The sequence below is a fragment of the Burkholderia sp. 22088 genome, from assembly GCF_052045915.1.
GTDB classification, from domain to species: Bacteria; Pseudomonadota; Gammaproteobacteria; order Burkholderiales; family Burkholderiaceae; genus Burkholderia; species Burkholderia cepacia.
On the sequence record NZ_JBQEPY010000012.1, the window covers coordinates 68,159 to 79,502 of the forward strand.

Annotated in this window: 11 protein-coding genes; 1 reads left to right on the plus strand and 10 read right to left on the minus strand. The window is 69.2% G+C overall.

Going from position 1 to position 11,344, the window contains the following annotated elements; genetic code table 11:
* Positions 1 to 11: 11 nt before the first annotated feature.
* The 5 genes from ACTJLD_RS23050 to ACTJLD_RS23070 form a co-directional block, all read right to left on the minus strand.
* Complete coding sequence (locus ACTJLD_RS23050) at positions 12 to 830, minus strand: nucleotide-binding protein (protein ID WP_059694417.1); 819 nt, start codon at positions 828 to 830, stop codon at positions 12 to 14.
* Positions 823 to 2,568, minus strand: a complete 1,746-nt coding sequence (gene flhF / locus ACTJLD_RS23055) for a flagellar biosynthesis protein FlhF (protein ID WP_440659745.1) — start codon at positions 2,566 to 2,568, stop codon at positions 823 to 825. Before flhF ends, ACTJLD_RS23050 begins: the two co-directional genes overlap by 8 nt.
* The gene (flhA, locus tag ACTJLD_RS23060; RefSeq protein ID WP_440659746.1) at positions 2,565 to 4,664 is read right to left on the minus strand and encodes a flagellar biosynthesis protein FlhA; all 2,100 of its coding nucleotides are present in this window, start codon (positions 4,662 to 4,664) and stop codon (positions 2,565 to 2,567) included. Before flhA ends, flhF begins: the two co-directional genes overlap by 4 nt.
* The gene (gene flhB, locus ACTJLD_RS23065) at positions 4,661 to 5,857 is read right to left on the minus strand and encodes a flagellar biosynthesis protein FlhB (RefSeq protein WP_027788637.1); all 1,197 of its coding nucleotides are present in this window, start codon (positions 5,855 to 5,857) and stop codon (positions 4,661 to 4,663) included. Before flhB ends, flhA begins: the two co-directional genes overlap by 4 nt.
* Positions 5,858 to 6,206: 349 nt before the next feature.
* Positions 6,207 to 6,587: a DUF805 domain-containing protein gene (locus ACTJLD_RS23070; protein ID WP_060174989.1), complete on the minus strand. Its 381-nt coding sequence runs from the start codon at positions 6,585 to 6,587 to the stop codon at positions 6,207 to 6,209.
* A 376-nt stretch (positions 6,588 to 6,963) separates the two neighbouring features.
* Here ACTJLD_RS23070 and ACTJLD_RS23075 point away from each other — a divergent pair, with 376 nt between their 5' ends.
* Entirely contained in the window at positions 6,964 to 7,371 is a 408-nt protein-coding gene (locus ACTJLD_RS23075; protein ID WP_440659747.1) for a hypothetical protein, read from the plus strand.
* A gap of 95 nt (positions 7,372 to 7,466) precedes the next feature.
* Here ACTJLD_RS23075 and ACTJLD_RS23080 read toward each other — a convergent pair whose 3' ends face one another.
* The 5 genes from ACTJLD_RS23080 to cheY all read right to left on the minus strand — a co-directional run bounded on the left by ACTJLD_RS23080 (position 7,467) and on the right by cheY (position 11,296).
* Complete coding sequence (locus ACTJLD_RS23080) at positions 7,467 to 7,964, minus strand: VOC family protein (protein WP_440659748.1); 498 nt, start codon at positions 7,962 to 7,964, stop codon at positions 7,467 to 7,469.
* 176 nt (positions 7,965 to 8,140) lie between these two features.
* Complete coding sequence (locus tag ACTJLD_RS23085) at positions 8,141 to 9,379, minus strand: DUF3443 family protein (RefSeq protein ID WP_060084479.1); 1,239 nt, start codon at positions 9,377 to 9,379, stop codon at positions 8,141 to 8,143.
* 16 nt (positions 9,380 to 9,395) lie between these two features.
* Positions 9,396 to 9,899 (minus strand): DUF2844 domain-containing protein, encoded by a 504-nt coding sequence (locus ACTJLD_RS23090; RefSeq protein ID WP_119338833.1) that lies wholly within the window; start codon positions 9,897 to 9,899, stop codon positions 9,396 to 9,398.
* Positions 9,900 to 10,167: 268 nt separating this feature from the next.
* Positions 10,168 to 10,899 carry a protein phosphatase CheZ gene (gene cheZ / locus ACTJLD_RS23095; protein WP_027788643.1) on the minus strand — a complete coding sequence of 244 codons (732 nt, stop codon included), beginning with the start codon at positions 10,897 to 10,899 and terminating at the stop codon, positions 10,168 to 10,170.
* A 1-nt stretch (position 10,900) separates the two neighbouring features.
* On the minus strand, positions 10,901 to 11,296 hold the full coding sequence (cheY, locus tag ACTJLD_RS23100; protein ID WP_006485893.1) for a chemotaxis response regulator CheY: 396 nt from the start codon (positions 11,294 to 11,296) through the stop codon (positions 10,901 to 10,903).
* Positions 11,297 to 11,344: the final 48 nt, after the last annotated feature.

The following is an 11,344-nucleotide window of genomic DNA, read 5'->3' on the forward strand; positions in this document are numbered from 1 at the left end:
TCCGGTGGCACTCACGCGGCGTGTGCCGCGCCCGCCTCATACGACGGCTTGCCGCCCGCGTGCACGGCGCGGCCCGCACCCGAACGCGGGCGCATCGGCCAGTACAGCAGGTCGGCGGCAATCTGCCGGTAGTCGCGCGCGGCGGCCGACGACGGGAACGCGTCGACCGCGGCACGCGTCAGCTCGCGCGCATGCTCGACGAGCGGATCGGCGCTCACGCAGCCCGCGTCGGCGATCGACACCGTCAGGTAGCGGCTCGCGACGCCCGCGAGGTTGTCGAACGCGACCTTCGCATCCGCGTGGCTGCCGACGTGATTGGTCAGCACGCGGAACTGCGCGAACGCATGCGCGAAATGCAGCCGCTTCATGCACGCGTATGCCTCGGTGATCGCCTGCGCCGCGACCCGCGTCACGACCAGCACGTCGTGCGCTTCGCGGGCGAGCGCCGAGAACGAACCGTCGGCGCCAAGCTGCGCGTCGACGAGGACGATGTCGGCCGGCCCGTCGATGAAATCGCTGAGCTGCGCGTCGGTGTAGCCGGCGCGCGCGAGCCGCGCGGCGGCGCACAGGCCGAAGCCGGCCGCGACCCGCGTGCGTTCGCCGTCACGCAGCCACGCGCCCGCGAGCGTCGCGCTGGCCGAATGCACGTCGGCGCGCTCGTCGACGACGAGCACGTCCTTGCCGAGCGACGCGAGTGCCGCCGCGAGATTCACGACGGTGGACGTGCAGCCGACACCCGCCGGCCCGCCCGTCACCGCGACGATGCGCGACGCGCGCCCGGCCAGCAGGCGCCGCAGCCCTTCGGCCTGGTCGATGATTCGTTTATCCAAATCGCACCTCGTGCAGCTCGGCGGTGGAACGTGCGGTCAGTGCGGAGAGCAGCGTCGGCATGTCCTCGTCTTGCGGCACGAAGGGCGAGCCGTCGCGCGGCACACAGAACGCGCTCTTCAGCAGGAATCGGGTCGATGCGACGTACAGGTTCTCCGGCACCTTCTGGCCGGTCGACACGTAGTGGATCGGCAGCTTGTAGCGGATCACCGTGTCGAGCACGCCGCCGAGGTGGGTCGCCTCGTCGAGCTTCGTGAGGATGCAGCCGGCCAGGTCCGGATGCTCGCCCGCGCTGCGGTACGCCTGCACGACCTCGTTGAGCGTGTCGCCATGGCTCGTCGCGTTGAGCAGCAGCAGGCGCTGCACCGGCGCGTTCGCGCCGTGCAGCATCGCGATCTGGTCGGATACCGCACGGTCGCGCTGGCTCATGCCGATCGTGTCGATCAGCACGATGTGCTTGTTGCGCAGCTCGGACAGCGCGAGCGCGAGATCGCCCGCATCCTTCACCGCGTGCACGGGCACGCCGAGGATCTTGCCGAAGATGCGCAGCTGTTCGTGGCCGCCGATCCGGTAGCTGTCGGTGGTCAGCAGCGCGACCTTGCTCGCGCCGAAGCGCATCACGCAGCGCGCGGCCAGCTTCGCGGTGGTGGTCGTCTTGCCGACGCCCGTCGGCCCCATCAGCGCGAACACGCCGCCGCGCTCCATCAGCGCGTCCTCGCTGTCGAGCACCGGCAGGTTCGCCGCGAGCACCGACTGCGCCCATTCGGCCGCCTGCTCGAAGCTCTGCGCGCCGTCGCCGGACGGCATGTTGTCGACCAGCATCCGCACGAGCTGCGCGGAGAAACCGGCCGAGAACAGGTGCTTCGTCAGCGCGCCATGCACGGCGCTGCGACGCTGGCGGTCGTGCCACATCAGACTGTCGAACTGCTCTTCCATCATCCCGCGCAGCTCGCCCAGCTCCTGCATCACCGTGTCGTTGACGATGCGCTCGATGCGCGACTTCACCGCATCGGCCACCGCGGCGGCGGCATCGGCGGACAGGCGCGTGCGCTCGGCCGCCTTCGCGGCCTGCGCGGCGCCCGGGTCCGGCGCGCGGGTCGCGGCGGCCGGCATCCGGCGTTCGGCGTCGCGCACGATGTCGCGCGCCCAGCCGGGCGGCGTCGCGCTCGCGGCGGCCTGCGGAGCCGGCGGGCTCGGCTGAGGCGCGGCGGGCGCCGCCTGCGTGCGCGCCATCAGCGCATCGCGCTGCTGCGTCAGGCGCTTCGCGTGCTCGACCAGCCACGGTGCGGGTTCGGAAGTCGCGGCCGGCGCACCGGCGGCGGCGCCGGCCAGCGGGTCCGCATCGAGCGTCGGGGCTTGCGCGGCCGAGTCATCCGAGCCCGAGTCCGCGTCCGTATCGGCGCTTGCGCCGAACACCGACGAGAACACGTCCGGCAACCCGCCTTCGCCTGCCGCATACGGATTGACGGCCGGGCGGGCAAGCGCCGCGCCCGGGCGCGACACGATGCCCGGCACCGCGGCGGCGGGCACCGATTCCGGCACGCGCGGCGCGGCCATGCGTGCGCGCGCCGCAGCCGGCGGCGTCACGGCGGCCAGGTCCGAATCGGCGAGGGCGACGATTTCCACGCTGCCGTCATCGAGCGTGCGGTTCGACAGCACGACCGCGTCGGCGCCGAGCGCCTCGCGCACGAGACGAAGTGCGTCGCGGCTCGTTGCGCCGGTGAATTTGCGAATGTTCAAGCGGAACCCCCGATGACGTTAACGACTTTGATCGTGCGTGTGTCCGGCACTTCGGCGTACGACAGCACTTTCAATTGCGGCAGGCTGCGGCGCAGGAAACGCGCGAGCATCGCGCGCAGCGCGTGCTGCACGAGCAGCACGGGCGGCAGCCCGAGATTCTGTTGACGCAGCATCGCCTGCTGCGTGCCGGTCAGAAGGTTGTGCGCGAGGCCGGGTTCGAGGCCCGGGTTCGCGCCGGTGGCGAGCGCCTGCGACAGCACGCGTTCGAGATTCGCGTCGAGGCCCATCACCTGCATTTCGCCCGCGCCCGGATACCACTGCTGCGTGATCGCACGGCCGAGCGCGAGCCGCACCGCGGCCGTGATCTCGAATGCGTCGCCGCGGCCCGCGTGTTCGGACACGGCCTCGAGGATCGTGCGCATGTCGCGGATCGGCACGCCTTCCTCGAGCAGGTTCTGCAGCACCTTCTGCAGCGTCGTCAGCGAGATCGTCTTCGGCACGAGGTCCTCGACGAGCGACGGTGCGTCCTTGCCGGTGCGCTCGACGAGCGCCTGCACTTCCTGGCGGCCGAGCAGCTCGGCCGCGTGCTGGACGACCAGATGGTTCAGGTGCGTCGCGACGACCGTGCTCGCGTCGACCACCGTGTAGCCGTACACCTGCGCCTGTTCGCGCATCGCGACGTCGATCCACACGGCCGGCAGCCCGAACGCGGGATCCTGCGTGACGGCGCCCGGCAGCGCGGCCGTCACCTGGCCGGGGTTGATCGCGAGCCACTGGCCCGGGAACACTTCGCCGACGCCGATCTCGACGCCCTTCAGCGCGATCCGGTACGCGTTCGGCCGCAGTTCGAGGTTGTCGCGGATATGGATCACGGGCGGCAGGAAGCCGATTTCCTGCGCGAATTTCTTGCGGATGCTCTTGATGCGCTTGAGCAGTTCGCCGTCGCTGTTCTTGTCGACGAGCGGGATCAGCCGGTAGCCGACTTCGAGGCCGAGCGGGTCGATCAGCTGCACGTCGTCCCAGGTCGCCTCGTGGCTGTCGGACGGCAGTACGGCGGGCGGCGCGATGTCGGTCAGGTCGCCGGCCGCCTTGCGGGCCGCCGCGCGCTTCGTCTGCGTGCGGGCCAGCCAGATCGCGCCGCCGCCGAGCGCGAGGAACGCGAAGTGCGGCATGCCCGGGATCAGCCCCATCAGCACGATGATCGCGCCGGTGATGTTCAGCACGCGCGGGTTCGTGAACAGCTGGCCGGTGATCTGCGTACCGATGTCCTCGTCGGTCGCGACGCGCGACACGATCACGCCGGCCGCGGTCGAGATCACGAGCGACGGGATCTGCGCGACGAGGCCGTCGCCGATCGTCAGCAGCGTGTAGTTCGTGCCGGCCGCGGCGAACGTCATGTCGTGCTGGACCATCCCGACGATCAGCCCGCCGATCACGTTGATCGTCATGATGATCAGGCCGGCGATCGCGTCGCCGCGCACGAACTTCGACGCGCCGTCCATCGACCCGTAGAACTCGGCTTCCTGCGAGACCGCCAGGCGGCGCTTGCGCGCCTGCTCTTCGTTGATGAGGCCCGCGTTCAGGTCGGCGTCGATCGCCATCTGCTTGCCGGGCATCGCGTCGAGCGTGAAGCGCGCGGACACTTCGGCGATCCGCCCCGCGCCCTTCGTGATCACCATGAAGTTGATGATCATCAGGATCACGAACACGACGATGCCGACCGCGAAGTTGCCGCCGACGAGGAAGTGGCCGAACGCCTCGATCACCTGGCCGGCCGCGTCCGGCCCGGTGTGGCCCTCGAGCAGCACGACGCGCGTCGACGCGACGTTCAGCGACAGGCGCAGGAGCGTCGAGAACAGCAGCACGCTCGGGAACGCCGCGAAATCGAGCGGCTTCATCGTGTACATGCTGACGAGCAGCACCATCACGGACAGCGCGATGTTGAACGTGAACAGCAGATCCAGCAGCATCGGCGGCAGCGGCAGGATCATCATCCCCAAAATCATGCAGATGAGGATCGGGCCCGCGAGCGCGCGCAGGTTGGTGCCCGCGAACGGATTCTGGCGCTTCGCGAACAGGCCGGTCGGGGTGCTCATGCCGCGCCTCCGTTACCGAGCGTGTCTTCGGCTTCCTCGCGTTCGTCGTCGGCGGAGACCGACGCGCCCTTGTCGAGGTCGGCCGGCACGTCCAGGTCGACCGGCACCGCCGGGAACGCGCCGCCTTCCGAACGGAAGCGCTTGAGCTGGTAGACCCACGCGAGCACTTCGGCGACGGCCGAGTACAGCGAGCCGGGAATCTCGCGTTCGAGTTCGACGTTGTGATACAGCGCACGCGCGAGCGGCGGCGCTTCGAGCAGCGGCACGTTGTGTTCGGCCGCGAGTTCGCGGATGCGCGCGGCGACGAGGTTCACGCCCTTCGCGACGACCTTCGGCGCGCGCATCTCGCCGTCCGTGTATTGCAGCGCGACGGCGAAGTGCGTCGGGTTCGTCACGACCACGTCGGCCTTCGGCACGGCCGCCATCATCCGGCGCCGCGCGATCGCGCGCTGCTGCTGGCGGATCCGCCCCTTCACGTGCGGATCGCCTTCGTTCTCGCGATGCTCGCGCTTCACTTCTTCCTTCGTCATGCGCAACTTCTTGTTGTACTGCCAGATTTGGTAAGGCACGTCGAGCGCGGCGACCACCAGCATCCCGGCGACCGTCGTGCCGCAGCACACGGCGACCAGGTGCAGCGCATCGGGCAGCGCCACGCCGAGCGGCTGCGTCGCGAGACCGAGCAGTTCGTCCTTGCTGCGCCAGATCGCGATGCCGCCGATCCCGCCGACGACGAGCGTCTTCGCGATCGACATCCCGAGCTGGATCGGCCCCTGGATCGAGAAGATCCGGCCGAGGCCGGAGATCGGGTTCAGGCGGTCGAACTTCAGTTCGAACGTTTTCTGCGAGATCAGCCAGCCGCCGAGCGCCATCGGCGCGAGCAGCGCGGCGACACCGGTGAGCGCGAGCAGCGGCAGCAGCGCGGCGAAGCCTTCGAGGCTCGCGCTGCCGGCCGCCGACAGCATCCGGTTCGTATCGAACGCGGTGGCGCGATCGAACATGAACGCGCCGCGCAGCATCGCCTGCAGATGCCCGCCCGACGGGCCCGCGAGCAGCCAGGCACCGTAGAACCCGGCCGCGAGCAGCGCGAACGAAGCCAGTTCGCGCGAACGCGCGACCTGCCCCTCCTCGCGCGCCTTCTCGCGGCGCCTGGGAGTGGCGGCTTCGGTCTTGTCGAGATCGCTCTCGTCTGCCACGGGGCCTCCAGTCGGGTACGGCGGAATGCCGCTTTCCAGTGACACCGATTATTCATGGAGGCGTCAAACACCGATCGGTCGAGCAAAGCCGGGAAAGGGGGGTATTTCGGGGAATCGGGCGAGCCGGTGCAAACGCGGCCGGACGGGGCCGGAAGGGGGCCGGAACGGGGTGAGGCGAGGCGGCGAAACGGGGCGGCCGGTGCGATGGCGGGGGTGGGCGCGGGGCTTGGGGCCGAGCGACGACGGCGCGAAGCTGGGAAATGGTGAAGCGGTTGGTGAAACGGTGAAGCGGGAACGGCGCGAAACCAGGCCCCGACGCGACAGCGTCGCGCGCCGGGGCAGGCGTCGGTCAGGCCGCCGCGATCGGGTCCGCGCCGAAGCGGTTCGGGCCTTCGGTGCCGCGCGAGCACATCCACACGAGCAGCAGGATGCCGCCGACGATCGGGATCAGCGCCAGCAGCAGGAACCAGCCCGAGCGGCCCGTATCGTGCAGCCGGCGCACGCTGACCGCGATGCTCGGAATGATCAGCGCGAGCGAAATCAGGCCGAGCACGACGAGCAGCAGCAGCGTGATCAGGCCCGCGTCGTGGCTCCCCGCGCCGACGACCTGCGCGACGATCGACAGCACGCAGGTGAGCAGCGCGAAATACCAGTATTCGGCACGGCGCGCGCGGCCTTCGAATGTCGCGTATTTATTGAGTACGGAACGAACGGCTTCTGAAAAATTCATCTTATTACCCTCCTGTTTTATATTGACGACCCCGGAAACAACGCCGGCATTATATGTTTGAATTTCGGCGGGCTCCAATCTATTTTCACATGGCGGGTAATGCGCACGCCCGGCTGCAGCGCCCGCCGGCACGGCGTATGAACGGCTTCCGAAGCGGAATACGGCGCCGCAGGCTTGCATGCCGCGTCATTTTAATAATCTTGAACACCTGACATAAACGACAGCCCCGGATAATCCAGCACTTGACTACCGCAAAATGAAACCGGGGGGCGATCGATAATCGCTGCGAGTACCGCATTCGATTAACCGGCCGGTATTACGCCGGCGCGCAAAGCGCGCTACGCTTCGTCATTTCCGATTCCGGTCGAACCGCACCATGCTCCGTCATCCGTTCGTTCCGTCGCTGTCGCTCGCCTGCGCGCTGGCAACCGGCTGCGCGGGCACGACGCCAGCCCTGCCGCCCGGCGCGCAGGCGCCCGACGCACCGCACCCCGGCACGATCGCCCTGCACCATGCGTGGAACGGGTCGACGCAAACCCTGCGCGCGCAGGATGTCCCCGCGAGCGTCGCTTTCCGCTGCGCCGACGCGCGCGGCGAACCGTCGGAACGCGCCCGCGCGGCCTGGTGCGTGCCGGTCGTCGAGATCGAATCGGTGTCGGTCGATGCCGCCGGGCGCCCGGTCGCGCCTGCCGATGCCGTCCGGATCGAAAGCACCGCGTACGGGCCCGGCCACCGCTTCCTCGACCATACGCAGCTGATGCGTACCGGCCGGCCGCCGGTCTAGTGCCCGTATACGGCGATCACGGGCTTCCCGGCCCGTGCCGGCCACGGGGCGCCGGCGAGGCCCCGTTCACGCCGATAACAGGCCGGCGCACGCGCCTAGCCCGCCGCCGCCCGCTGCAGCGCGGCGAGATCGAGCTTCTTCATCGTCATCACCTGCGCCATCACGCGCTCGGCGCGCGCGGGATCGCCCGCCATCAATTCCGGCAGCTGCACCGGCACGACCTGCCACGACACGCCGAACCGGTCGCGCAGCCAGCCGCACTGTTGCGCGCGCTCGTCGCCGCCTTCGGACAGGCGCGCCCAATAGCGGTCGATTTCGTCCTGGTCCCGGCAGTTGACGACGAACGACACGGCCGGCGTGATCTGGAACACGGGGCCGCCGTTCAGCGCGGTGAACGCCTGCCCGTCGAGCTCGAACGCGACGGTCATCACCGCGCCCTCCGCGCTGCCGGATGCGTGCGCGCCGGCCTTGCCGTAGCGCGCGACGTGCACGATGCGCGCGTTGTCGAACACCGACACGTAGAAACCGGCGGCCGCCTCGGCGTCGCGGTCGAACCAAAGGAACGGGGTGATGCGTTGTATGCGCGAGCTCATGACGCTGCCTCCTCGATGTCGTGCCGGCACGGCCGCCGGTATTACATCGTAGGCGCTGTGCCCGCACGCGGCGGCGCTCCGGCCCGGCCGGTCGTGCCGTGCCGTGCGCGGCCGCCGGATAAAAAAAGGGGGCGATCTCTCGCCCCCCGTTCCCTTCAGCGTGCGGCCCTGCCGCGTCAGAACGCGACGAAAGGCGCCGCGCCGCCGGTCGAGGTCTTGTCCATCCCGAAGTAGATCGTCCTGCCGTAGAAGTGCGGCATGCCGATGTCGAGCCAGCTGGACGAACCGAACGGGCCCGCGATGTCGTTGAACGCGTACGTCGACGGGTTCGAGAACAGCGAATCCGCGTTCGCGATGGACATCGACACGGTCGCGGCCACGCCGTTCTGGCCGCTCAGCGTCGCCGAGTAGCTGGCCGGCGGCGATGACGGGCAGTAGAACTGCGTGTTCTTCGAGCAAACCGTCTGCCCCGAATCGTTGAAGAAATACGCGTTCGAGCCCGTATCGAAGAACGCGGTCACGTTGCGCCCGAGGAACGTCGCGCTGACGTCGCCCGTCGTGGTCGACGTCATCACGGTCTTCCCGGTCAGGTCGGGCAGGCCGAACGTCAGCGTCCCGGTGGAGCTGGCCTGCCCGCTGTTCGAGATGCCCGGCATCGTCACGCTCACCCCGCTGCTGTCGGCGAAATGATGAACCGGGTTGGCCACCTGCTGCGCCACCGGCACGAGCGCGACCGCGCAGTTCGCGTTGTCGCCGTTCGGGCACGCGTAGTAGTTGTTGCTCGACGACGTCGACGTCGCGCAGGTCGTGCCGCAGTCGACCGGCGCCGGCCCGATGCCGAGAATCCCGTTCGCACCGAGCGCGCTCGCCGAGTTGGCCGACGCACCGCCGTTCGTGCACGAGGCCGGCACGTTCGTCGTGCCGAGGTCGCCGATGATCTGCACGGGCAGCGAGCGCGCCTGCTCGGCGCCGATCGACAGGTCGACCGTACGCACCGAACCCCACGTATAGCTCGACACGAACTTGCCGCACTCCGCGACCGGCGCGCCGCCGCTCGTCACCTGCGGGAGGCTGCCGAGCACGCCCGACACCGCACTGCCGACGAGCCGCAGCCCGTAGGACGCGGTATCGACGAGCACGTTGCTGACCACCTGGCAGTTCGACGTGCCCGGCGCGCAGACCTTCACGCTGATGGTCGGGATGTTGATCACGTTCGCCACGCCGGCGTTGACGTTGATGACGGCCGTGTTCCCGGAGTTGCCGTCCGAGCCGCCCGAACCGTTGTTGCCGTTGTTGCCCGAGTTGCTGCTGCCGCCGCCGTCGCCGCCGCCACCGCATGCGGTCACGAGGATGGCCGTTGCCGCCGCGAGGCCCAGCACGCCGAGCCAGCGCTTGAATGTACGAGGAATGCTCAAGATCGCTCTCCCGCTGTCACTGGATGTCGGTGCCGGCCAGGCCGGCAGGCAGCGCCGCCGGCAGCCAGGCCTGGCCCGAGAAGGCGCCCATGTGGCCGCCCGTCCGGATCACGAGGCCGCTCGTGTCGACGGACACGGGTGCGCGCCAGCCGCGCGCCTTGTGCGCCGCCTGGACGCCGGCGGTGTACTGCGGGAAATAGCTGCCGAGCAGCGACGCGAGATCCGGCATCGTCGGCCCTTGCCATGCGAGGCCGAACACGCTGCCGGCGGCCGACGTGTACTCGTGAATGACGGTGCCCGATCCGAGCGTGATTTCGCGGACGGTATAGGCGGCGGTACTCGTCTGCATGCCGTCCGCCGAACGCATCGCGCGCTGCAGCGCGCGCACGCTTGCGGCCTGATCGTCCGCCGGCGGCGACATCGGTGCGCCGCCCAGTTCGGCGTGCGCGTGGACGGCCCACAGCACACCCGTTGCAGCCGTCGCGTGCGCGACGGCGCGGCCCAAGCGTTTCAGCTTCACATTCCCTCCCACGGGACTGGCTTCGTGGCGGCGTGCGCGGCGATCATGCCCGCGCCGCCTGCCGACGTATGAGTCGTATGAATGACGCTTCGTTGCTGCTGACGCGTAGTATGCCTGCTGAGTGTGTCGAAGTGTCAATTCGACGCAGGCCGACCGGCGCGTGCGCAGGCGGCGAGCCCGGGTAAACGTGGTGGACGTTGTGGAAACGGCGCGACGCATGCATCGAGCGGCCCCGCGAAACGGAGGCGCGCCGATGCACGCGGCAGGGTCAGAAGCCCAGGCTGGCGAGCAGGTCGTCGACCTGCCCCTGGTCCTGGACCACGTCGGATTTGCCTTCCGGCGCAATCTGCGGGCCGTTCAGCAGCGACTCGGGGCTGCCGGTCGAGCTCATCTGCTCGGCGGCGAGCGCGGCCGCGGTGGCCGCGAACTGCTCGCGCCGCTCGGGCGCGATGTTCTCGACGAGCACCGTGAGGAGCTGCTGCTCGATCAGGTAGACCATGTCCATGATCTTCTTGATCACCTGGCCGGTCAGATCCTGGAAATCCTGCGCGAGCATGATCTCGAGCAGTTGCGCGCTGGTCGCCGACGTCGATTCGGGCAGCGTGCGCAGGAACGTGCGCGTATCGTCCATCAGCTCGCGCACTTCCGCGTGCTCGATCGGCGCCGCATACCACTGCGCCCAGCGCGCGTCGAGCGCTTCGGCTTCGTTCTGGAGGCGCGCCTGCATCGGCTTGGCCACCTCGATCGCATTCAGCACGCGCTCGGCGGCCTGCTCGGTCATCGTCGCGACGTAGCGCAGCCGGTCGCGCGCATCGGGCACGGCTTCGGCCGCCCGCTCGACATGCTTGTCGAGCCCGAGCTCGCGCATCGAATCGCGCAGCGTGCGCGTGACATGGCCGATGCGCGCGAGGATGCGGTCGCTCGCGTAATCGGCACCTTCGGCCTGGCCGTCTGCGCTGAACCCGGCGCCCGTCAGCGCGGCATGGATCGGCTCGTTCACGTCAGCTCCCGGCCTTCGCCATCTTGTCGATGATCTTGTTCAGCTTCTCGTCGAGCGTCGCGGCCGTAAACGGTTTCACGACGTAGCCGCTCGCGCCGGCCTGCGCCGCCGCGATGATGTTCTCCTTCTTCGACTCGGCCGTGACCATCAGCACCGGCAGGTGCGTGAGCGTCGCGTCCGCGCGGATTTCCTTCAGCATCGCGAGGCCGTCGAGGTTCGGCATGTTCCAGTCCGAGATCACGAAGTCGTAGCCGCCGCCGCGCAGCCGCGCGAGGCCGGCGAGGCCGTCCTCGGCCTCGTCGACGTTCGAGTAGCCCAGTTCCTTGAGCAGGTTGCGGACGATCCGGCGCATCGTCGGGAAATCGTCCACCACCAGGATTTTCATGCTCTTGTCCATCGTCGTTCCTTTCCAGATTCGTTTCCGTCGGGACGCGTATCGTGGCAC